Annotated in this window: 30 protein-coding genes and 1 riboswitch; of the genes, 15 read left to right on the forward strand and 15 right to left on the reverse strand. The window is 61.5% G+C overall.

The genetic code is table 11. The features are described from left to right. Window positions 1–153 precede the first annotated feature (153 nt). Window positions 154–705 (reverse strand): DUF1697 domain-containing protein, encoded by a 552-nt coding sequence (locus tag DLM86_RS08395; RefSeq protein ID WP_110839534.1) that lies wholly within the window; start codon window positions 703–705, stop codon window positions 154–156. Window positions 706–881: 176 nt separating this feature from the next. Between DLM86_RS08395 and DLM86_RS08400 the strand changes: the two genes are divergently transcribed. The 4 genes from DLM86_RS08400 (at window position 882) to DLM86_RS08415 (ending at window position 3730) form a co-directional block, all read left to right on the forward strand. After that, window positions 882–1331: a hypothetical protein gene (locus DLM86_RS08400; RefSeq protein ID WP_110839535.1), complete on the forward strand. Its 450-nt coding sequence runs from the start codon at window positions 882–884 to the stop codon at window positions 1329–1331. 113 nt (window positions 1332–1444) lie between these two features. Continuing rightward, window positions 1445–2632 carry an MFS transporter gene (locus DLM86_RS08405; RefSeq protein ID WP_110839771.1) on the forward strand — a complete coding sequence of 396 codons (1188 nt, stop codon included), beginning with the start codon at window positions 1445–1447 and terminating at the stop codon, window positions 2630–2632. Window positions 2633–2870: 238 nt separating this feature from the next. Then, window positions 2871–3359, forward strand: coding sequence for a C40 family peptidase (locus DLM86_RS08410; RefSeq protein ID WP_425453948.1), 489 nt, complete (start codon window positions 2871–2873; stop codon window positions 3357–3359). A 149-nt stretch (window positions 3360–3508) separates the two neighbouring features. Next, window positions 3509–3730, forward strand: a complete 222-nt coding sequence (locus DLM86_RS08415) for a spore germination protein (protein WP_110839536.1) — start codon at window positions 3509–3511, stop codon at window positions 3728–3730. A 93-nt stretch (window positions 3731–3823) separates the two neighbouring features. Here the strand turns inward: DLM86_RS08415 and DLM86_RS08420 are convergent, their stop codons facing one another. Next, window positions 3824–4282: an Hsp20/alpha crystallin family protein gene (locus tag DLM86_RS08420; RefSeq protein WP_110839537.1), complete on the reverse strand. Its 459-nt coding sequence runs from the start codon at window positions 4280–4282 to the stop codon at window positions 3824–3826. A gap of 129 nt (window positions 4283–4411) precedes the next feature. Here DLM86_RS08420 and DLM86_RS08425 point away from each other — a divergent pair, with 129 nt between their 5' ends. The 8 genes from DLM86_RS08425 to DLM86_RS08460 all read left to right on the forward strand — a co-directional run bounded on the left by DLM86_RS08425 (window position 4412) and on the right by DLM86_RS08460 (window position 7912). Continuing rightward, on the forward strand, window positions 4412–4654 hold the full coding sequence (locus DLM86_RS08425; protein ID WP_110839538.1) for a spore germination protein: 243 nt from the start codon (window positions 4412–4414) through the stop codon (window positions 4652–4654). Next, window positions 4651–4875: a spore germination protein GerPB gene (locus DLM86_RS08430; RefSeq protein ID WP_110839539.1), complete on the forward strand. Its 225-nt coding sequence runs from the start codon at window positions 4651–4653 to the stop codon at window positions 4873–4875. The genes DLM86_RS08425 and DLM86_RS08430 overlap by 4 nt, the downstream gene beginning before the upstream one ends. 32 nt (window positions 4876–4907) lie before the next feature. After that, window positions 4908–5501, forward strand: a complete 594-nt coding sequence (gerPC, locus tag DLM86_RS08435) for a spore germination protein GerPC (protein WP_110839540.1) — start codon at window positions 4908–4910, stop codon at window positions 5499–5501. A 6-nt stretch (window positions 5502–5507) separates the two neighbouring features. Further along, window positions 5508–5687 (forward strand): spore gernimation protein GerPD, encoded by a 180-nt coding sequence (locus DLM86_RS08440; protein WP_110839541.1) that lies wholly within the window; start codon window positions 5508–5510, stop codon window positions 5685–5687. Window positions 5688–5702: 15 nt separating this feature from the next. Continuing rightward, on the forward strand, window positions 5703–6086 hold the full coding sequence (locus DLM86_RS08445) for a spore germination protein GerPE (RefSeq protein ID WP_110839542.1): 384 nt from the start codon (window positions 5703–5705) through the stop codon (window positions 6084–6086). A 128-nt stretch (window positions 6087–6214) separates the two neighbouring features. Next, window positions 6215–6955, forward strand: a complete 741-nt coding sequence (locus tag DLM86_RS08450; RefSeq protein WP_158289393.1) for an MOSC domain-containing protein — start codon at window positions 6215–6217, stop codon at window positions 6953–6955. A gap of 131 nt (window positions 6956–7086) precedes the next feature. Further along, a riboswitch (guanidine-I (ykkC/yxkD leader) is annotated at window positions 7087–7191 on the forward strand. Between the two features lie 66 nt (window positions 7192–7257). After that, window positions 7258–7596, forward strand: a complete 339-nt coding sequence (locus DLM86_RS08455) for a DMT family transporter (RefSeq protein WP_110839544.1) — start codon at window positions 7258–7260, stop codon at window positions 7594–7596. Window position 7597: 1 nt separating this feature from the next. Further along, window positions 7598–7912, forward strand: coding sequence for a DMT family transporter (locus DLM86_RS08460; RefSeq protein WP_110839545.1), 315 nt, complete (start codon window positions 7598–7600; stop codon window positions 7910–7912). Window positions 7913–8009: 97 nt separating this feature from the next. On the opposite strand, the gene DLM86_RS08465 is transcribed toward DLM86_RS08460, so the two are convergent. From DLM86_RS08465 to DLM86_RS08525, 13 genes are all read right to left on the reverse strand, one after another. Continuing rightward, entirely contained in the window at window positions 8010–8399 is a 390-nt protein-coding gene (locus tag DLM86_RS08465) for an MmcQ/YjbR family DNA-binding protein (protein ID WP_110839546.1), read from the reverse strand. Then, entirely contained in the window at window positions 8389–9201 is an 813-nt protein-coding gene (locus DLM86_RS08470) for a DUF429 domain-containing protein (RefSeq protein ID WP_110839547.1), read from the reverse strand. Before DLM86_RS08470 ends, DLM86_RS08465 begins: the two co-directional genes overlap by 11 nt. Window positions 9202–9248: 47 nt before the next feature. Then, window positions 9249–10034, reverse strand: coding sequence for an arylamine N-acetyltransferase family protein (locus tag DLM86_RS08475; RefSeq protein ID WP_110839548.1), 786 nt, complete (start codon window positions 10032–10034; stop codon window positions 9249–9251). Between the two features lie 100 nt (window positions 10035–10134). Next, complete coding sequence (locus DLM86_RS08480) at window positions 10135–10989, reverse strand: undecaprenyl-diphosphate phosphatase (RefSeq protein ID WP_110839773.1); 855 nt, start codon at window positions 10987–10989, stop codon at window positions 10135–10137. 5 nt (window positions 10990–10994) lie between these two features. After that, on the reverse strand, window positions 10995–11609 hold the full coding sequence (locus tag DLM86_RS08485; protein ID WP_110839549.1) for a DedA family protein: 615 nt from the start codon (window positions 11607–11609) through the stop codon (window positions 10995–10997). 17 nt (window positions 11610–11626) lie between these two features. Continuing rightward, window positions 11627–13579 (reverse strand): FtsX-like permease family protein, encoded by a 1953-nt coding sequence (locus DLM86_RS08490; RefSeq protein ID WP_110839550.1) that lies wholly within the window; start codon window positions 13577–13579, stop codon window positions 11627–11629. After that, window positions 13554–14324, reverse strand: coding sequence for an ABC transporter ATP-binding protein (locus tag DLM86_RS08495; protein ID WP_110839551.1), 771 nt, complete (start codon window positions 14322–14324; stop codon window positions 13554–13556). The genes DLM86_RS08490 and DLM86_RS08495 overlap by 26 nt, the downstream gene beginning before the upstream one ends. Window positions 14325–14397: 73 nt before the next feature. Then, complete coding sequence (locus DLM86_RS08500) at window positions 14398–15405, reverse strand: sensor histidine kinase (protein ID WP_110839552.1); 1008 nt, start codon at window positions 15403–15405, stop codon at window positions 14398–14400. After that, the gene (locus tag DLM86_RS08505; RefSeq protein WP_110839553.1) at window positions 15402–16100 is read right to left on the reverse strand and encodes a response regulator transcription factor; all 699 of its coding nucleotides are present in this window, start codon (window positions 16098–16100) and stop codon (window positions 15402–15404) included. The genes DLM86_RS08500 and DLM86_RS08505 overlap by 4 nt, the downstream gene beginning before the upstream one ends. Window positions 16101–16240: 140 nt before the next feature. Further along, a complete protein-coding gene (locus tag DLM86_RS08510; RefSeq protein WP_110839554.1) occupies window positions 16241–17122 on the reverse strand; it encodes an ATP-binding cassette domain-containing protein in 882 nt (293 codons plus the stop codon). Then, window positions 17119–17442 carry a GntR family transcriptional regulator gene (locus DLM86_RS08515; RefSeq protein WP_425453950.1) on the reverse strand — a complete coding sequence of 108 codons (324 nt, stop codon included), beginning with the start codon at window positions 17440–17442 and terminating at the stop codon, window positions 17119–17121. The genes DLM86_RS08510 and DLM86_RS08515 overlap by 4 nt, the downstream gene beginning before the upstream one ends. 108 nt (window positions 17443–17550) lie before the next feature. Continuing rightward, a complete protein-coding gene (locus DLM86_RS08520; RefSeq protein ID WP_110839556.1) occupies window positions 17551–18282 on the reverse strand; it encodes a hypothetical protein in 732 nt (243 codons plus the stop codon). Window positions 18283–18287: 5 nt separating this feature from the next. Further along, entirely contained in the window at window positions 18288–18782 is a 495-nt protein-coding gene (locus tag DLM86_RS08525; protein WP_110839557.1) for a small multi-drug export protein, read from the reverse strand. Between the two features lie 171 nt (window positions 18783–18953). On the opposite strand from DLM86_RS08525, the gene DLM86_RS08530 reads away from it, so the two are divergent. Genes DLM86_RS08530 through DLM86_RS08540 form a run of 3 tightly spaced genes read left to right on the forward strand, consistent with a single transcriptional unit; the run spans window position 18954 to window position 21689 of the window. Then, entirely contained in the window at window positions 18954–19553 is a 600-nt protein-coding gene (locus tag DLM86_RS08530) for a sigma-70 family RNA polymerase sigma factor (RefSeq protein WP_110839558.1), read from the forward strand. After that, window positions 19537–20211, forward strand: a complete 675-nt coding sequence (locus DLM86_RS08535) for a DUF4367 domain-containing protein (protein ID WP_110839559.1) — start codon at window positions 19537–19539, stop codon at window positions 20209–20211. The genes DLM86_RS08530 and DLM86_RS08535 overlap by 17 nt, the downstream gene beginning before the upstream one ends. Then, window positions 20208–21689: an ABC transporter substrate-binding protein gene (locus tag DLM86_RS08540; RefSeq protein WP_110839560.1), complete on the forward strand. Its 1482-nt coding sequence runs from the start codon at window positions 20208–20210 to the stop codon at window positions 21687–21689. Before DLM86_RS08535 ends, DLM86_RS08540 begins: the two co-directional genes overlap by 4 nt. The last annotated feature ends 6 nt before the right edge of the window (window positions 21690–21695 follow it).

The raw sequence follows: 21695 nt of genomic DNA on the forward strand, positions 1-21695 counted from the left end.
CTTACCTTCTCATTATTATTTCTATTTCCCGCTTTGGGTATAGCAATGTTTTAACGTCATGGTACGATCTTAACGCGGCGACGCCGAATAACCCGCCACATGGAGGGCGGGTGCGGCGTGGACCTGCCGATCCGGACCGGCCGGTGCCGTTCGTCAGCCGTTCTCCATCGCCCGTCCGAGGGCGACGAGCTTGGTCATCGTTTGCCAATTGCGGTTCGTCGCCGCAACGCCGAGCTTCCGTTCGAGAAAGCTGTTCGAAAATTTCGATTGGCCGAATCCTTTCCTGCACAAAATGTACACGTCCCGCCCGGCGATCCGGTATTCGTCGATGTCGTCCGAATAGCCCGGCAGCTTGTCGATCGCTTGCGGCGAAGGCGTATCGGCAAGCAGGGAGACGTACAGGGACTCTCCTTCCTTCAGTGCATCGGCCGGGAACGGGCAGGAGCGGACGACGCGTTCCATATCGGCCGTCGTTCTCAGAACGACCGTCACCTCGAATCCGAACGATTCCTCGATTCCGCGTTCGATCTCGCGGCGGATCGTCTCCGCCTCCCCCTCGGCCTCGAACAGGACGTTGCCGCTCTGAATGTACGTTTGCACCCGCGCGAATCCCATTTCTTCGAACATCCGTTTCAGATCCGCCATTTTGATCGGCTTTTGACCGCTTACGTTAATTCCGCGCAGAAGCGCGACGTATCGATTCACTCCGCACCTCTCCTTCTTTTCCGGCGATCGTTCCCGTTCGCCTACGCTTCGTTCCAACCTTAGATTCTCCGGCAAACGGGCGGATTCCTCCCCGTCATCCACCCACTCGGTCCGAGCCGTATGCACATAAGGTGTACCGTGGGAGTCGACTATCCGCGAAGAGGGTGCTGCAAACGATGGCAAAGCGAAAAGGCGGGAACCGGAAGCGGACGTCCCGGGCCGTTCCGATCGGTACGGAACACGGTTCTTCCGGACCGTATCTGAATCAGCAAAACGTGCCAGGGCTGTTCGGCGGCCCGTCCCCCCAACCGGTCGAAGGTCAGCAATCGGGGCTGCAAGGCTTCGCTTCGTTTCTCGATCGGATGGGCGGGATCGACGGCATCATGTCCACGATGGGAAAAATTCAAAGAATGGTGCAAATGGCCCGGCAATTCGGGCCGATGCTGAAGCTGCTCGGTTCGTTCGGCAACTTCGGCTCGTTGTTCGGCGGGCCGCAGGCGGCGACGAAAAGCTTGCCGCCTGGCCGCCAAGCGTCAGGCCGGGCGAAGCGCGGCCTTCATGCACCGAAGCGGCCGCAGCCCAGCGCGGACCGCTCCGCCAAGCGCCGTAACGGCCGGGAACGTTAATCCCGGCCGTTTGTCGTCGTCCGGCGACTGTTTATCGTACATATTTCCCCCTCTCCAATCGTTCCTCCATTTGGTATGATCGAGGTATTCCATGAGGAAGGGGTCGGATGCGGATGAGCATACGTTCGGATTTCCGGTCGTTTTTCGCGATCGAAGGAGCGGGTCCGCTTATCGCGGGCATGTTCCTGTACGGCATCGGCACGGGTATTCTCGCTCCGATGAACGCCGTCTATATGCGGGACGGAATCGGCTTGAGCAAAGGGGAGATCGCCTCCATCTTCTCGATCGCGCTTCTGCTCAACATGGCGACGACGATCGCGGTCGGGACGATCAGCGACCGGATCCGGCGGAAGAAGGCGCTGCCGATCGCCGCCAGCGCGCTTTGCATGTGCGGCTTGTCCGTCTATATGCTCGCGGACGGCTACGGCTTGACGCTTGCCGGGATGATTCTCGCCGTCGCGCCGTCCGGGCTGATTATGGGCCAATTGTTCGCGATGGCGCGCAATCATTTTTTGCGCAAAGCGCACAGCTTCTACGAAATGGCGCAAATCTGGCTGCGGGCGACGCTCAGCGTCGGTTTTTTCACGGGGCTGCTCATCGGGGCCAACGTTTATTTGATTGCCGGATTTCGGGGCATTCTATGGGGAAATTGGCTCGGCTACGCCTCGCTTTTCGCGCTGCTGCTCGTCTACCGGGAGCACGAGACGAAGGCGGACTCGCCGGCGAGCCGGAGCGAGCCGTTCTCCGTCTTGATGCTGCTGGCGCTTCTTTTGCTCAGCTGCGGAGACGCCCTGCGCGGGCTGTACCTCCCGCTCGTCGTCGTCCAGCTGTTCGGCAAGCCGCAGACGATGTCGTACTTGTGGAGCGTACAAGCCGTCTTCGAGCTGCTGTTCATGACGCTGGCCGGCTATTGGGCCGCCCGGTACGGCAGCCGGCGCGTCATCGCCGTCGCGAGCGGTTTCGCCCTCGCCGTCTACATCGCGTATTCGTTCAGCCCGCCGCTGGCGGTGTTTTTCGCTGTGCAGCCGCTTTACTCGTTTTACGTGTCGGTGCTGTACGGCGTCGCGATGGGATACGTGCAGCGGATGTTCCATTCGCGAATCGGCTTCGGCTCCAGCCTGTATGTCGCCTTGTCGCAAACCGCCTCGCTCGTCGGCTACTTGCTGCCGTTCCTCGTGACCGGCTATTCGCCCGCCATCTTCGTCATCCCGGCCGCACTCGTCGCATCCGCTCTGGCGCTTATGGGGATCGCGACGGCGGCCGACCGGAGACGGTCCCGCAACAGCGCGACGGCGGTCTGACGCATCCGTTTCCGACAGATGAAAGCAGACCGTTTCATGCGCGAAACCCAATCGTAGTGCGGGATGCAGGCTGTCAAGCGAAAACTGCGTTCCTTTTCTAATGAAATTCTCATGAAAGCGGTGTAACCCGCGCCGGTCAACGATTCGCGCCCCCTCTTCCAATTATTCGGCGATTCGACTTGTGTTAGGCTGGATACAGGTCGACAGCACGACCCGACAATATTCGGAGGAGGTCGTTATGAATATGACGAAGAAAAAATGGGCGAAATCGTTGGTCGTCGTGAGCATGAGCCTTTCGATGATGTTTTCCGGGAGCCTGATGCTGACTCCGCAATCGGCGCACGCCGCCACCGTAACGGCATCCAAATCGGCAAGCTCCATTATCGCCACAGGCAAAAAATATTTGGGCGTTCGCTATCAGTTCGGGGCGAAGACGGGCCATACGTCCTCGTTCGACTGCTCTTCGTTTACGCAGTACATTTTCCGCCAACACGGCGTCTCGATTCCGCGTTCGTCCGCGCAGCAATCGAAGGCGGGCAAATACGTTCCCCGCAGTCAGCTGAAGCCGGGCGATCTCGTCTTCTTCTATTCGCCGATCCATCACGTCGCGGTATATATCGGGAACGGCAAAATCATGCATACGTACGGCAAGCCCGGGGTCACGATCAGCAACCTCAATTCCGGCTGGTGGAACTCTCATTACACGACGGCACGCCGCGTCCTGTAACGACGTCTTCTTCAAGCTTTATACGCGGTACGGCTTAGGCGCTTCGTGACGGGTGCAAATGGGCACGCCGTCCGATCCGCCGAACACGCATGAATCCGGGGGCGCGCTCATATAGTGGGTAAAGACTTTAATGCGAAGGAGGCCCTCGCATGCCATCCATCATATTGGCGCCGATCAAAATAACCGGGGCCGAAGGGGCGGTCACGTTCGGGGACGTGCTGCAAATCGCCCCGAACAGCACGACCAAAAGCTACTCGGGCGCCGGCGGCGGCAACACGGGGGATTTTTTGCAGACGATCTCGCTTCTAAGCTACACGATTACGTACGACCCCGATGTCGCGGATTCGATGACGGCATTGAACAACCCCTGAAAAAGATGACTAAAAAAAGCGATTGGCGCCGGTTTACGGGTTCCGTACGGATGCGCCGAATCGCTTTTTTTCGTGCCGCGGGCCGATCCTCGCCTAATCGGGAAAGCGGACGTTCACCTCGCGCATTTGCTCGTTCATTCTTACTTTGCGCATATGGAGCTGCAGCACGCCGTTTTTGTATACCGCCTTGGCGCTCTCCGGCACGACGTACGAGCTCAGCTTGATCGTTTGCGACTTCCGGTCGGGCAGTCCTTCCAGCTTCACCTGACTGACGCCGATATACGTGCGCAAGTCCCGGGCGACCGATTTGTCGGGGATATTGATGCGGACGACGACGTTGTTGTGCGTCTCGAACACCTCCGCCCGAAACGGCTTGTTGAACAAGTCCGCCGATTGCGGAAACACCTGTTTCATGACGTCCTGCACGTACCCTTCGATCCAAGCCGTATCGTTCTTCCGGTCGTGCGGAATCAAGGGAAGACGGCCACCGAAAAACTGTTCGAAGCTTTTCCAGTCGAAGTTGGCGAAAAAGTCTTTTTTCGGATCGTCCACTCGCTTCCCCTCCTTCTCTACATGCAGTATATGAGGCACCTCGCTCCCGCATGATCGATCGATGTATCATACCCGCCCGGACGTCCACATACAATGGGAACAACGACATACTCGACAAGGGTGTTCCGCATGCCAGCCATTGTGGGAAGCATCAAAATATTGAGCGTCGGTCCGAGCTCCATCGTCCATATCGGCGATTCGCTCCAGCTGGCGCCGCAGAGCACATCCAAAACGTTCGCCGGCGCCGGCTCGTTCAATACGGGCGACGGCGTGCGCACCTACAATGCCGTAAATTTAACGAATACGTACGACGGCGATATCGCCGATTCGAATGCGTTATCCATCGACAAGGCGGGTGTTCCGTTGCCATGAACTTGATCGTCCACCAGAGCATCGTCATTCATCAATTGCGGGTCGATTCGGTTTCCAACTCGTCCGTCCTGCAAATCGGCAGCGCCGGCGTCATCAAAGGGCTGTCGAATTTGTACAACACCGGCGGCTTTACCGGGCCGGCTCCCGCCGCCGTCGCCGGCGAGGCGAGTACGGCGGCGTCACTCGTGCCGCTGACCTCCGCCTCGCCGCGCGTCGGATAGAAGACCCGATCCTTTCAGGAAGGAGCAAACCCATGAACACGCTGCCTCCGGCCTCTTACTTTCAACAACTGAACGCGTACTTGAAGTGGCAATCGCGTCAAATGCAAGAGCTGGAATCGAAGATCGGGCAGCTCCAAAAGGAAATCGAAACGCTCAAGCAGCAGCGGACGATGACGGTCGAAAAAATCGAGTACAAGTTCGACCAATTGAAAATCGAGAAGCTGGACGGGACGCTCCATATCGGCGTGTCTCCGGACGTCGGCAAGACGATCGAGGACTTCTCCGTCGACGGAGCCGACGTAACGGACGATGCCGGACAGCAGGAAGCCCGCGACCGCATTCGCGCCCGGCTGGACGATTATTTGAGCGGTGAAGGCGACGGTCTGATTCGCGGGCTGGAGCGGCAATACGGTGTCGACCTCGGAGACGACTATCGAGGCTTCATCGTGCAGGACATCCGGACGCAGCTCGACCGGCGCATCGAGCATTATTGGAATGCCGTCCAGGAGCCCGTCGGATCGGAACGGCCGGGCGACAAGGAGGACACGATCGTCGACAAGCTGTTGACCGACATCCGGACGGCGATCGAGCGCCATATTCGGCAAAAATCGGATAAAGGAGGCTGAACGCCGATGAATTTTAACGTGGAGAACAAACAGCTGTCCGTCGGCTCGATCCGGGTCGTCGGCGTAGCCAGCTCGTCGGTGCTGCTGATCGGCGATACGCAGGTCGTCTGTCTCTCGTCGATTTTCGATACGCCGCCCGAATCGCTCATTATCGGTCCGCTCGTGCCGCTGGCTTCCGGGCGTTAAAGGAGGCTGGCCGCTATGCCCCGACTTTCGGTCGTAGACGACATTTCGGTCAACGAAGTGACCTTTTCCTCGACGCTTCTGGTCGGCGACATCGAAGACGTCAAGCCGCGAACGATGGCGCTCGCCGTCCAGCGGGAAGTCCCGACGTTCCGCGGCGACGAAGGGTCGTTCGAGTCGTTCCCCATCTTCAAGCGGCCGATCCCTCGGCCCGTTCCGGACGAACCGGTCGCCATGACGATCAACAACGCAAGGTCGCTGATCCGGGTCGGGTGGGTCGACGTTCTCTCCGTCTCCACCTCGTCGCTGCTGCAGGTCGGCTCCAGCCGATCGATCGACGCCGAGACGCGGACGAAGCATATTCGTCAGCTGCGCAGCCGCTCGGCCCCGGCGTCCCCATGAACGCGAAACGGACACCCGCTACCGTACGGGTGTCCGTTCGTCTTCGGCGCGATGGACCGCGATGCCGAACCATGGTACACTATTGTCCATCATCGGGAAGCTCCGAGGAAGAAGAAAGGATGGTTGCGGTGAGTCGCAGCGTTGTCGGCGTCGTTAGCCGCCTATACCGGTATCCGGTCAAATCGTTCGCGGGCGAAAGCCCGAACCGCGTGCGCATCGAGCGGTACGGCCTGTACGGCGACCGCAGCCATGCGTTCGTCGACGGGACCAAGCAAGGCTGGGAACGGTATGTCACCGCCCGGCAGCTTCCGCACATGCTCGCATGGAAGGCGGAATTCGTGTTCGGACCGGAACCCCCGGCGGACGAATTTCCGCCGCTGCGCATTACGTCCCCGCAAGGTGAAACGTTCGGCTGGGACGAGCGGCTGCTTCAAACCGTGCAGCGCGGCGCGAAGCCGGTCCTCTCGCTGGAGCGCCATCGCCCCGATAGCGCCGACCTGTTGGCCGTCGACGCCGAGAGCGTGCTCATCGTGACCGATCGCTCGCTGGCGCAGCTCGAGCGGAGCTGGGGCAAATCTCTCGACCCGCGCCGGTTCCGGCCGAACCTGATCGTGAAGACGGACGAGCGCCTCTCGCTCGAGGACGGCGATTGGATCGGCAGGACGGCGTCGATCGGCGAGGCGGAGCTGCTCGTGAGAGGACCGTGCGAGCGGTGTACGATGATCACGATCGACCCCGATACGCTCGAACGATCTCCGGCGCTGCTGAAAACGGTGAACGCGGCATACGGCCTTTGCTTCGGCCTCTACGCCACCGTAGTGAAGCCGGGCGACGTCAAGCTCGGCGACGCGGTCGCGTTCGTCGGATGAGATCATGGCGCAAGCCCGCGAGTTATCGCGGGCTTGTCGGGCGTTATTTCGTCGCTCGGGTCAATCGTTTTCATCGCAAACGTCAATGTATCATTGACGATCGCCGCCGGTTCGGGTATGATGACGGTAATCAATCGGTCTTCTAGGGTTCCGCGATCGCGAGCGATCGGCCAGGTCCGAGAGAAGACGCGCAAGGCGCAGTCTTGCGGACACGGAGGGACAAAAGCCCGGGAGGATATCATGCGGATGATATCTTTCCCGGGCTTTTTTTCGTGTCGAAATCAGATACAAGAGGTGACGTCATGAATCGGCATTGGATTACGGTATGGATCGCGGGATGCTTCGAAATCGCGTGGGTTATCGGATTGAAGCATGCCTACGATGCGACGACCTGGCTGCTCACGCTGGCCGCGATTGCGGTCAGCATGGCGCTGCTCATCCGGGCGTCGGGGAAGCTGCCGGTCGGTACGACGTACGCCGTCTTCACCGGCATCGGCACGGCCGGTACGGTTTTGATGGAAACGATCGTCTTCGGCGAACCGTTGCGCGTCGTCAAGCTGCTCCTCATCCTGCTGCTCGTATGCGGCGTCGCCGGCCTCAAGCTGGTGACGGTCGAGACCAAAACGAAGGAGGCTTCCTGACATGGATTGGCTCGCTCTCGTACTCGCCGGTTTGTGCGAAGTGGCCGGCGTGTCCGGCATCAACCAATGGAATCGCAACCGTTCGATCGGTTCCTACGCGATTATGATCGGCGGGTTCGGCCTCAGCTTCGTTCTGCTGTCCTATGCGATGTCGACGCTGTCGATGGGAACCGCCTATGCGGTATGGACCGGTATCGGCACCGTCGGCGGCGCGCTGCTCGGCATGCTCGTCTACGACGAGTCGAAGGATTGGCGGCGCATGGTGTTCATATCGATGGTCATCGTCGCGGCCGTCGGGCTGAAGCTGCTCGCATGAGCGGTCCATTCGCCCGGGAGGTGCCGCTCGAATCATGGAAGCGATGCACCCGCCATACAGCGGCTGGTTCCGATACCGGCCGCTCCTCCCCCTTCGGCTATCCGTTTTCGCGGCCCGATTCCAGCAGCCGTTTCACAAGCTTTTTCGGCGCCGTTCGCAAATACGCTTCCTTCAATAGATCGGCGAGCGCGTCCCAATCCGGGGGCATCTCCGCCGATACCCAGCCGTGCTGGCCGACGTAAGGCGTCCGGTAGTACCCGCCCTGTTGGATCAGGAGATGCTGCGTCTCCAAGTCCGACTTGAACGAGAGGCCGACATGCCCGTTGTGTTCGCCGAGCCGTACGAACGTTTTGCCCCCGACCTGGAAGACGACGTGGCCGAAGCCGTCGACGTTTTCCGCCACTTCGGGCAGCGGCATGCATATTCGCCGGGTTCGCTTCAGTACGTCGATCCCCCGCTCCGATTTCAGCTGCGAGTCATTGCTCATTCCGATCGCTCCCTTCGACTAAAGACGAGGCCGCCTCCCGCTTCGTCTTGAACCAGATCCAGCCTTCCTTTCGTAAACGATCCGCATCCGCGGTGTCCGGCACGACGCAGTCGCCGTTCCAAAAATCGATCCCGTTCATCGCGCACAAAACCGCGTCCAGCATATGATCCGACCGGATGACCCGCTCGGCTTCCGCGTGTCCGATCCGGACGCCCCGCTCCCGCAGCTCGCACACGATCCGCTCCCGCACGGCGGCAAGCTTCTTGTAGTCCGCATGATCCACCCGCTCGGCGATAAGCCAAGCGGCGGGGTACACCTCGATCATGCCGATCCGCTCGAGCCCGTCCGCGCTCCACAGCAGCTCGAGACCGCCGAATCGGCTCCGCAGCCGGTCGGCCAGCGCCAACGCCCGGAAGGCGGTTCGGGCGATATAATTCGCCGTCACCTCGAGCGGCCGTTTGCCGAGCTCGTCCGAGACGCGCCGGTCCGTCGCCCGCTTGAAGAACGAATCGGGATCGGATGCAATGGCGCCGCCCGCGGCATGGCCGGCCAACTGCTCGGCGAAGGCGGCCGGCCAGCCGAGAGGCGAATCGAAGCATAAGAGCAGACGGCACCCCTCGCTCAAGCTCTCCCCGATCCAATCCGTCAATACGGACTCCGCGGGGAGGGATTGCGAGCCGGTCGACACCCGTTCGAGCCGATAGCCTTCCGCATCCGGCGCGAGCATCGCCAGCCCCGTCTTCTCCTCGCTCGCCGCGCAATCGATGCCGATCAGCCGGATGCGCTCGTTCCGGCAGGCCATCGTCCTCCCTCCCTTCCTCGTTTCGTCGTCCGCCAGACATCGCTCCGTCAATCGAGGACGATGCCGAAATGCGTACGCAGCGCCTCGCGGAATTGTTCGTCCGTCTGCGGCACAAACGTTTGGACGCCGTCGGACTTGAACAAGCGGAATTCGTTGCCCGCTATCGTGTTGCGCCCTTCCTTCGTGCGGATCGCCGCCATCGGGTTCGCGACGAAGATCGATTCCGGAGCGTTCTCGCACCAGTACGTCGCCATCAGGTAGTCACGCGGCAGCTGCGGCTCTTCGGTGAACGAATAAATCCGGCTCCATTCGCCGTGCTTGAATTCGCACAGCACCCAGCCGAAAAACGGATCGCGCTCGAGCCGGTACCGCTCGTCGCCCTGCTGCTGCTCCTGCAGCTCGACCATCGCGACGGGGCGGCGCGGCACGATGCCCCCCACGCCTACGTCGACCAAGTAGACGTCGTCGCCGACGGCGACGCGCAGCACCTGATGCCGGCGCTTCGGAGGCGGATTCGGCTCGTCGCGCCAAAAGCGGGCCATCAAGTCGGTGACGTCGTAACCGAGCCCGCGCAAAAGCCATCCGAACAAGGCGTTCAGCTCGAAGCAATACCCGCCGCGGCGCCGGCGGACGATTTTGTCGTGCAGGTTCGGGATTTCGAGCGACAGCGGGATGCGCTTCAAGATGTCGAAGTTTTCGTAAGGTACCGTATGGAGGTGGCATTCCTGGAGGCGGGCCAACGTTTCCGCGCTGCCGTCGAGCGGTCCGTCGTAGCCGATGCGGTCGAGGTAAGCCCGCACGTCCGGGTGCGGGGATTGGCGATTGTCGGTCATGGGACGACTCCTTTGCGATAAGGTCATTCCGATTATAGCACACGAACAAACCGCCCGGAACGCGACGTTCCGGGCGGCTATCGTCCATGCCGGACGAGACTCAAAAATAAAAGAAATAGACGACGACGGCCAGCGCGATTCGATAGAATGCGAACGGCGCCAGCTTGATCCGTCCGATCAGCTTCAGGAAAAAGCGGATCGACACGAGCGCGAACACGAACGCGCTGACGAAGCCGACGACGAAAAACGGCAGCGTCTCGACGGTAAAATATTCCCATTTCTTGAGCAGGGACAAGAAGCTTGCGCCGAGCATGATCGGAACGGCCATAATGAACGTGAAGTCGGCCGCCGCGCGATGGCTCATCCCGAGCAGGACGCCGCCGGAAATCGTCGAGCCGGACCGGGAAAAGCCCGGCCACAGCGAGAAGCACTGGACAAGCCCGACGAGAAACGCCTGCTTGTGCGTCATTTGGTCGACCGTCTCCGTCCTTGGCCGCTTCGGGGCGAACCGGTCGGCCGCCAGCATGAGAAGCGCCCCGACGACCAAGCCGATCAGCACGGTGGACGTCGAGAACAGATGCTCGTCGATGGCGTCCTCGAACAGCAGCCCCAGCACGCCGGCCGGCAGCAAGCCGACGATGACTTGCGACAGCTTCAGCCGTCCCGTCCTTCCCCCCCGCCCGGACCGAACGGCGCCTTCTCCCTCACCGTCCCGGCGTCTCAAGCCAAGCAGCTCGATAAACCGGTCCTTGAAGACGATCAGGACGGCGAGAATCGAGCCGAGTTGGATGACGACCTTGAACGTGTTCGCCACGTATTCCGTCAAAAACGTCTTCGACTGCAGCCACATATCGTCGACGATGATCATGTGTCCGGTAGACGAGACGGGAGCGAACTCGGTCAAGCCTTCCACGATTCCGAGCACGACCGCTTTCCACAGCGTCGTCCAATCCATCGCCGTCACACCTTCTTCCTTCTAAGCCGACGCGTCCAGGCGAACAACACCGCAAGCAGGCCGAGGCCGATGATGGCGTAAGCGATATTGGAATAAACGTCCATGAAGCCGACGATGTCTTCCCACGACTGTCCGACGGCGGCGCCGACCATGACGAGGACGACGTTCCAGATCAGCGTGCCGAGCGTCGTGAACAGCAGAAACAGCGAAAACCTCATGTTGGACATGCCGGCCGGGATCGAGATCAAGCTTCGGATCAGCGGAACCATCCGGCAAAAAAACACGGTCCAATAGCCGTACTTGTCGAACCAGGCGTCCGCCTTGCGAATGTCGTCCCGCTTCACCCGAAGCAAGCGTCCCCACCGGTCGACGATTTTTTCCAGCCGGCTTACGTCGAGCAGACGGCCGATCCCGTACAGGATGACGGCTCCGACGACGGATCCCGCCGTGGCGGCCGCTATGACTCCAGGGACGGTCATGCCCGAGTACGTCGTCATGAACCCGCCGAACGTCAGAATCACTTCCGACGGAATCGGCGGAAACAAATTTTCCAGCGCGATCATCAAAAAAATGCCGATATACCCGTACTGCTCCATAAAATCGGTAATCCAGTTTTGCATGAAAGCCTCCCTACAAGTTAAGTTGAGTGCAAATAGCGGTTCAAATTGCGGATGTACCGGTGGCGGATGACGGCAAAATAGGCCGTCTGCGCCGCGACGAAGCCGAGCAGAACCCCGCCGGTCTCCGCGGCGATCGAAAGCGGAAAGAACGATTGCAGCGCCGCGAAGGCGAACGCGCTGTGCACGATCGCGAACGCGATCGGCGCGAAAAACAGCGTCGCCAGCTGAACCGTTACGCTGCGGTTCAACTCCTTTTCCGTCAAGCCGAGCTTCGAAACGGCGGCGTATTGGCGGCCGTCGTCATCGAGGTCGGCGTACAAGCGGAAGTAAAGCATACTGCCGGCCGCGATGAAAAATACGGTGCCGACGAGCAGCGCGGCGAACAGCATCGTGCCGTACAAGCTTCGCTGAACGGCGGCCAGCGTGCAGCTTACCGTCATCGCATACGGTTGATCCGAATCGTAGCGGACGACGCCGTCCGGGGCGAGCCCGGCGGCCAGGCCGAACGTTCGCTCGTAATCGGAAACGTAATAGCCCGTGAACCGGTCCGTCTTCTCCGCCGCGATCCGCCCGAACAGCTCGTCGGCGACGACGACGCCTCCGAAGCCGCCTGCCGCTTCGCCGGCCAAATCGTCGGACAAGTAGTCCGGGATCGGCACGTGCTTCGTGTGACCGATTTCCCGGACGGACAGCCCGTTCGCCCGAAGCGTGTACGATGCCGGCGTCCGCACGTCCGCGGCTCGCCTGTCCCGCTGAGCGCCGAGCATGACGAGCGCCTCGTCGCCGGTAAGCGGCGGCTCGCCGAAGGCGAAGCCGGCTTGCTCGACCGTCTTCCGGTAGTCCGAGAACGATACGATCGGCATCAGCCGCGGCGGCGATGGCGCGGTCGACGCTTCGACCGCCGCATACTTGATCGGCATCCGGACGACGCCGTACGCCAGTCCTTTGGCCGCCAGCTCCGCCTCGATGTCCGCCAAGTGGCTTCGATCGACGCCGCTGCCATCTTTGGCGATGTAGACGACCGCCGCGAGGTAATCTTCGCGAAACTGCTTGGACAACGATTGGATCGAAGCGAATACGCCGACCGAGCAAAACGATACCGCCGATACGATCGTCACCGCGAACAGCATGCGCGCGTTGTCCTTCAACCGGAACGCCATATGGGAAATCGTCCAAAGCCGGGTTCCCCGCCAGACGGTCCGGCGTCTTCGTCTCATTAGACGAACGAAGGCGACGCCGAGTTGCGTATACGCCAAGTACGTGCCGACGATCGTCATCCCGACGACCGGGACGATGCGGACATAGACCGTGGCGATCGTCGACGTCGCGGCAAGCGCGTATCCGACCGTCAGGAGCAAGGCGCCCAGAACGGCGAGCATCGGCGAAGCGAACGGCTCCGGCTCCGGCTTCCGCCCGGACAGAAACAGCTCGTTCAGCCGTTTGCCGCGGACAAGCCCGGTCGTACAAACGGAGATGACGCCGAACAGGACGAGAAAAGCGCCGACCGTCAAGACGGGCACCCGCCAAGAGAGGTGAAACGGAAGCTCGGCAACGCCCAGAATACCCGATCCGATCAGGAGAAACAGCTTGCCCGTCAACGTCCCGACGGCGAGACCGGCGGCGATCGCACCGCAGCCGATGATCATGTTCTCGACCGCGACCATGGCCGCGAGCTGTCCCGGCGTCATGCCGTGCAGCAGCAATATGCCGAATTCGCGTTTCCGCGTTCGAAGAAACGAGCCGACCGAATACAGCACGAAGCCGAAGCAGAACGCGAACAGGATGCATTCGGCCGCGATCATCATTTGCAGGGCGACGTCGTAGACGATTCCTTCGCGAAGGCCCGGATTGAACGCGATGAGCGCACAGACGAAAAAGATCGTCACCGAAAACGCGCTGCTGCCGAAGTAGGCCGCGTACAGCCTCTTGTTGCGGACGACGTTGTTAAAGGCGAGCCGGCGTAACGTCACGCGAGTCTCCTCCCAACAGCGACAGCATATCGAGAATGCGCTGAAAAAACGTTTGGCGGCTGTCCCCTCTGTACATGTCGTTGACGAGCTTCCCGTCCTTGATGAAAACGACCCGATCGCAATAGCTGGCCGCCGACGCGTCGTGCGTCGCCATTAGGATCGTCGCGCCGTCCCGCCCGCCGAGGGCGGACAGCGTCGTCATGACGTCGTTCGACGCTCTGGAGTCGAGATTGCCGGTCGGCTCGTCGGCGAGCACTAGCGCCGGTCGATGAATGATCGCCCGCGCGATGGCGGTCCGCTGCATTTGCCCGCCGGACAGCTCGTACGTGCGCTTCGCCCGCAGATGGCCGATGCCGAGCGTGCGCATCGTCTCCTCCAGCCTCGTCTCGATCTCGTGCACCGGTACGCGGTCGAGAACGAGCGGCAGCGCGACGTTCTCCTCGACGGTCAGCTTTTCGAGCAAGTTGTAATGCTGGAAGACGAAGCCGAGCCGCCGTCGGCGGAACAGCGCCTTCTCCCGCTTGTCGAGCGCGAACGGACTGCGGCCGTCCAGGACGATCTCGCCCGCCGTCGGCTCGTCGATCGTCGCGATCACGTTCAACAGCGTCGTCTTGCCGCTGCCCGAAGGTCCCATGATGCCGACGAATTCGCCCTCTCCGATCGTCAGGCTGACGTTGTCCAGCGCGGTGCAGCTCACCGTACCTTCGTATATTTTCGTCAAAGCGTTCGTTTCCAGAACCGGCACGCGACTCGCTCCTTCCTTGGATCGTTACGTTCTCATTATAGGCCGCCTTCGTCGCGCCAGCCATCGCGCCAGCTTACATTACCTTACGCGATTGTAAGGTTTGGAAGACGATCCGGACCGTCGTCCCGGCTCCGGGCTCCGACTCGATTTCGAGCCGATGGCCGAGCTTCCGGCATATTTGATTCGCCAAGTACAGCCCCATCCCGGTCGACTCGGGGAACGTCCGCCCGTTTTCCCCCGTAAAATAAGGCTCGAATACGCGAGGCAAATCGCTGCTCGGAATGCCGACCCCTTCATCCCGCACGTCCAGTACGGTCCCGTCCTCGCGGGCATAAGCGTTCAGATGGATGTGCCGGTTCGGCTCGGCCGAATAACGGATCGCGTTCGTCAAAAGCTGCGTCAGCACGAAATGGAGCCATTTGTCGTCCGAGACGACCGCCGGCCGCCCTTCGATCCGGACGACGGGGAACAGCCGGCTGCGAATAAACAACCGTTTCTGGGCGGACACGGCCGTCCGCACGACGGTTTCCAGATCGAGCGTCTCGGCATGGAAATCCCGCTCGAACGTATCGAGCCGAGCCGTAACCAGCACCGTTTCCAGCCCTTTCTTCATCCGGTCGAGCTCGTCGCCGATCGCCGCGAACCGTTCGTCGTCTTCGTCCTGCACGATCAGGTGGATGACCGACAACGGAATTTTCATCTGGTGCACCCATTGGTTGATGAACTGGATATGGTCGTCGATTTTCCGTTTATATTGGTGCAGCTCGGCCCGGTAAAGCCGGTATTGCTCCCGCAGGAGACGCCGCAAGCCGGCGGCGAGCGGAGAAGATTCGGCGTCGCCGCCGTCGGACGCCCAATCGCCGATCGATTCGGGCTTTTTTTCCAGCCGGGCGTAAAACGTTCGGCAGGACCAGTAACGCCAGGCGAGGTAGCCGGCAAGCATGCAGCCGCTGAGCAGCGCCGCATACCAGACGATCGGCGTATGGCGGTAGCCGTCCAGCCGATACACGAGCGTGACGACGAACAGCTGGGCGGCATAGACGACGACGAGAGGAATATGGTCGCGGATAAACAGCTTCATCGCGTCTCCTCCCAGCTCGGGACGAGCCGATACCCTTGCCCCCGAATCGTCTGGAGCGCGTCGTGAACGCCGAGCGATTGCAGCTTTTTGCGGACGCGGGCGATATAGACGTTCAGCGTGTTGTCGTCCACGAACGTCTGATCGTCCCATATTTTTTCGAGCAGCCGGTCCCGGCTGACGATTCGCTCCGGCTTCTCCAGCAGCTCCTCCACGATTTTCGTTTCGGTATGGCTGAGCTCGATTTTGCGCTCGCCGAGCGAGAGCATGAGCCGTTCCGGATCGAGCGTCAAGCCGGCGAACGAGCGCGTCCGCTCGCGGTGCCCGGCGTACGGTCCGTACGCCCGTCGCAGCTGGCTGTTGATTTTCGCGACGACGATCTCGTAATCGAACGGCTTCGTGATGTAATCGTCGGCGCCGTTCTCGAGCGCCATGACCTGATCCATTTTCCCTTCGCGCGCCGATACGAACACGATCGGGCACGTGGAGACGGTGCGGATTTGCCGGCACCAATAATAGCCGTCGTATTTCGGCAAATTGACGTCGAGCAGAACGAGATGCGGGGCGTACGCTTCGAATTCCGCCTTGACGCGGTCGAAGTCGGCGACGGACCTCGTATCGTAGCCGAACTTGCGTAGGTGGCGCTCGAGCAAGCCGGCGAGCGATTTGTCGTCCTCGACCAGCATTAATTTGAACATCGTCGTTATTCTCCTTTTGGCGCGTATCCAAATAAAAGAAAGACCGGGTTGTCCTGAGTCGTCCCGATCTCTATTATAACGGTTCCTCCGGCGCTTGCGTTACGTCCGGCTCGGCATCGTCGACGCTTCGTATTCGCCCGTTAACCCGGCACGCCGTTCAGCAGCTTCTCGAGCAGCTCGTCGGCGGCCAGCGGCTGCTCGCCCGTCACCGCGACGCCGGCGGAGGCCAGGTAGGCCGTCGTCGCCGCCGCATCCCTCGTCACGAGCTGCGGATACGGGGCGTCGTCATACTCGACGGCTCCGGGAATGTCGGATACGGCTGGAATGGAATCGCCGGACAGCCATAGACGCTTCCACGACCGGAACAGCTCGTCCTTCTCGTACGGACCTTCCAGCCGGCCGTCCTTCAACAGCAGGATGCAATCCGCGAATTGACGTATATCCTCGACGGAATGGGTCGTCATCAGGACGGTACGCTCGATCGTTTCGGCTTCGGCGGCGAGCATTTGCTTCAGCCGGTTCCGGCTCGTGATATCGAGCCCGTTCGTCGGCTCGTCGAGCAGCAGGAGCGGCGCACGGGTGCCGAGGGCGAGCGTCAGCGCCGCCTTTTTCCGGTCCCCCTGCGACAGCTTCCCGTACTTCTTGTTCGTCGCGACGCGAAAGGCGCCGGCTCGGCCGAGGAAATCCCGCCGGTCCCATCCGTCGTACCATCCGCCGATCAGCTCGCCCATCTCCTCCAGCGTGAACGACTCGCATCCTTCCAGAGGCTCCGGCACGTAAGCCGCCTGCCGCTTGACGGGCGATTCCCCTTCGTCGTAAGACAGGCCGAACAGCCGCACGCTTCCCGAGGTCGGCTTCATCAAGTTCATCACGCATTTCAGCAGCGTCGATTTGCCCGATCCGTTCGCCCCGACCAACACATACACGAGCCCCGGCTCCAATGCCAAATCGATCGGGCCAAGCGTGAAGTCCCCGGTTCGCTTCACGAACCGTTCCAGCCGGAGCGGCGCCTTCGATGTCATTCGGTATCGCCCCTTTCCTTGAGCACGTCGGCCATTACGTTTTCGAACGTCCGTCGCGTCCGCTCCGGATCGAGCTGCAGCCGGAAGCTCATCTCCACCGCGCTGCGAAACGCCTGGTAGAGCGTCGCATCCGCGACCTGCTTCCTCTCCTCCGGCTCCACGTCCGCCACGAACGTGCCTTTCCCCTGCACCGTTCGAATATATTTGCGATGCTCCAAATTTTGATAGGCGCGGCTTACCGTAATGACGCTGCACGCCAAGTCGCCGGCGAGAGCCCGAATCGAAGGAAGCGGCGTGCCGCGCTTCAACTGCCCGCTCACGATGAGCGAGACGAGCTGCTGCTCGATCTGGTGGTAAATCGGTTCCCGGCTTTGATCGTTAAGGTGAATCGGCAGCCGAATCGCGTCCGCCTCCTTTCGTCGTTACGGTTATTCGTTGCGGGCCAGCCTGCGGCCGAGCGCAAGGCGGAACAGAAGCAGGCCCGCGATCCCCGCCGCGACCGCCAGCGCCGCAGGGACGAAGGCGTCCGCCCGTACCGCACGCAGCAGCCAGACGAACAGCGGCTCGCCCAGCAGCAGGCGAAAAGCGGCCGCAGCCCCCGCCGACAGCACGAGGATGCCGAACGTGCCGGCGAGTACGATTTTGGCGTTCGTTCCGGACTCCAAATACGGGTTAATGCCGCACAAAGCGGCCGAATAGCCAAACCAGACGAGCGCGTACGAGACGAGCGTCCAAACGTTCCCATATTCGGTCATCGCCGACCAGCCGGACACGGCCAGCGCGGCGACGAAGCCGAGCTGGGAGGCGGCGAGGCAGACGAGAGCGTAAACAATCCGGCTCCAAGCGACGACCCCGAGCGGAATCGCCCACATCCGGTAAAACCGCAGCCGTTTCAGAAACGGCTCGTCCATGAACGAGCTCCACGACAAATATTCCTTCGTGAACGGAATCGTGCCGAGCAGAGGCAGTACGGCGACGAGCATCCAGTCCATCGCGTAAAAGGACGAGAAAAAGATCGGCTTGGTGCCGGCTCCCGATAAATAGGCCGTAATCTCGCTTCCAAGCATATAGCCGTTGACGGCCGCCATGAGCGACGTCAAGACAAGCGGGACGAGCCGGCCCTTCAACTCGAACCAGGCGATTCGGCAAGCGCTGCGCATGGCGGTCACGCTCCCGGGAACACGTCGGTGCGGATCAAGCCGAACGTGCCCAAGCCGTAATGGGCCGCGACGGCGAACAGGACGGTCCAGAACGCGAGCGCCCCCGTCATCCAAGCCAGCACAAGCTTGCGCGGCGCCTTGAAGCCCATGGCGAAGGCGGCGGCAATTTCCGTGCCGATGAACAACGGCCCGAGAATCGCCAAGCCGGGCAGCCCGTACTTGATCCAGATCCGGTAAGCGCGCTTGCCCTTCTTGCTCTCCTCCTTCGCACGATAATCCGGGCCGCGGCGTTTGTCAAGCGAGCGGTGCCACCGGTCGAACAGGAATACGACGAGCAGGACGGTCAGCCAATTGCCCGCGAAGGCGAGCACGCCCGACCAAAACGGATTCAGGCCGAACGCGACGGCCAGCGCAACGATGGCCGCGGACTCGAGCCACGGCAGCGCGGATAGGACGAATACCGCCAAGTAACCGAATTCGCGCAAATAGTCCGAAATCATGATCGATTCCACTCCCCAACTGTATAAGTGTTTATGTCTTTATATACAGTAAAACAGGAATCAGCCGTTGTCAATCGCTTCACATGCGTTCTTTCGCTCACGAAATCAAAAATAGTTGAAGCGCGCCGCACGGGTCGCTCGTCTATAGAGGTGTGAACGGAGGTGCTCGATATGAAATCGAACGACGATCGCGACGGCGGCGGGAACGCTGCCGAAGCCGGCGCCGCCGGCCCTTTCGGGCTGGACGGACCGGACGATCTGGCGCGGCTGATGGACGAATTCGGAGACCGGGTCATGCGGATCGCGTTCCTTTATTTGAAAGACGTTCAAAAAGCCGAGGACGCGTTCCAGGAAGTGTTTCTCCGCGTATACCGGAGCCGGGACCGCTACCGCGGGGTTCGCAGCGTGGCGACCTGGATCGCCGCCATTACGGTCAACGTCTGCAAAGATATGCGCAAGAGCGCCTGGTGGAGGCGGATGCTGCTCACGCCGTTCGACTGGACGAAGCCCGGCGCGACCGCGGCGGAATCGGTCGTCGACCGGATCGTCGCGGAGGAGACGAGCCGCGAGCTGCTGCATCACGTCATGAAGCTGCGCGACCCGTATAAGGACGTCGTCCTGCTGTATTACTACGAGGATTTGTCCACCGCCGAAATCGGCGACATCCTGAACGTCCCGGAAGGAACGGTGCGCAACCGGCTCCACCGGGCGAGAGCGCTGCTCAAACCGAAACTGCGCGATTGGAGGGAATTCCATGGACCCGCTCGATAAGCTCCGCCACGCGATCGACGACGGACTGCGCCCGGTCCGGGCGGACCGCGCCGCGAAGGAAGCGGTGCTCCGGCGTGCCCGCGAAGAGGCGGCCGGACGGAAGACTCGGCGAGCCGGACGGCTCGCGGTCCGATACGGCCTCGGCGCGGCATTCGCCGTTGCGGCGATCGTCGTCACGGCCGCATTGGCGACGGACGGCTTGTCCGGCCTCGCCGATCGGCTCCGCCCCCCTTCCGCGGCACTCCCCCCTTCCCCGACCGACCGGGACGGGACGGGGCCGCAGCCGTCAACGGGGGGCGCCCGCACCGCCGTCTTAACCCCCGGCTACGTCCCGGACCGCTTCACGTTGCAAAAGGTCGTCTCGTCCGCCGGCGAGTCCGATCCGTCGCCGACGATTACGGTCCGTTACGCTTCCGGCGACGGCTACTTCGACTTGTCGCAAAGCCGGGTGGAGCTGCCGGTGTCGAACGTGCCGGCGAGCCGGATCGATATCGTCGGGAAGCCCGCCGAGCTGCGCATCAAAAAATCCGGCGAATTCGAAATGACTTGGCGGGACGGCCCGTACCGGTTCAAGCTGACCGGCAACATTCCGCAGGACGAGGCGATGAAGATCGCCGGATCGATCGAAATCGAAAAGATGGGAGACGACGCCTCATGAAACGAATCGCCGCCCTGTTCACGCTGCTCGCCCTCGCCGTCGCGGCGGTATTCGGCTGCGACTCGTCCGCGGTTCCGTCCGCCGGCGGGTCGGGCGGACGGCCGGCCGCCGACGGAAATCGCGACGGCGCTTCCCGGGACGCCGACTGGAAGCCGTACGACGAATCCGGCCCGGCCGAGCTGTCCGTCCTGTACGTGAACGAAAAAGCGTTTTACAACGATTACGGCAACTTGTTCCTGACCCGATTTCCGGACGTGACGTTCCGCGTCATCCCGCTGTCGGAAACGCGCGGCGAAGGCGATACGATCCAAGATTACGTCCGGGCGGTCGAGAAGCTGAAGCCGGATATCGTCGTCATGAACGAATCCCAGTACGAAGCGATGGCCCGGAACGGCGGGCTGTACGACCTGGACGTCCCGGTTCGCCGGTCCGGCTTCGATCTCGATGGCTTCGTTCCGGGATTGATCGAACGGCTTACCGCCAAAGGCGGCGGACGGCTGTACGGGCTCGCCAATACGTTCGACGCGAAAGTGCTGTACTACAACAAAACGTTGTTCGACGCCTACCGGATTCCTTACCCGGAGGACGGCATGAGCTGGACCGATCTGCTTCGTCTCGCCGAGCGGTTTCCCGCCGCCGACGCGGACGGCCGAACGCTTTACGGCTTGTTCCAGCCGACCTTTACGAGCGATCCGTTCGAGCTCGTCTACCGGATCGGGCTCGCCGAAGGGCTGGCGTTGTTCGGTCCGGAGTCGGCGTCGTTCACGCTCGATTCGACGGCCTGGCGGGACGTCTTCGTCCGGGTCGCCCGCGCTTACGCATCCGGCAAGCTCTATTATCCCGAAGACCCGATCAAGCGCCATGCGGACGGCACGTCCACGATCAGCCTCGGCAAAAACAACGTCTTCCTCGACGGCCGGGCGGCGATGGCGATCGACAATTTGCTGACGATGCAAATGCACGATCTTATGGAAAGGATGAAAACGAACGGCCCCGGCCCGATCCAATGGGACACCGTCACGCTGCCGGTCGACCCGTCGCGGCCGCAGACGACGACCGACTTTGCGACGGACGCCATATTCGGCATCCATGCGCGGTCGGCGAACGCCCCGCTGGCTTGGGAGCTGATCCGTTACATTCACAGCGACGAATATATGAAGCTCATCTCGCGATCGACGACGAAGCTTCTCGCCCGAACCGGGTACGCCGCCGATTACAAAGGACGGGACTTGTCCGACTTTTACGCCTTGAAGCCGGACGCCTCCTACGCGGTGCCGCTCGTGCCCAAAGGGTTTACGAAATCGTTCCGGGAGCTGGCGAAGTCGGAGCTGGCTGCCGTCGCAAACGGCTCGCGTTCCGCCGAGGAATCGTTCGCAACACTCGTCCGGCTCGGAACGGAATCGTTCGAACGATCGATGCGGGAGAGCGGCGGCGTCAAGGAGGAGTTCGGGGCGGAAGAGCTTGCCGCCGCACCGTAGCCGTCG

Origin of the sequence: Paenibacillus flagellatus, assembly GCF_003217775.1 — a bacterium.
Classification (GTDB): Bacteria; Bacillota; Bacilli; order Paenibacillales; family NBRC-103111; genus Paenibacillus_AB; species Paenibacillus_AB flagellatus.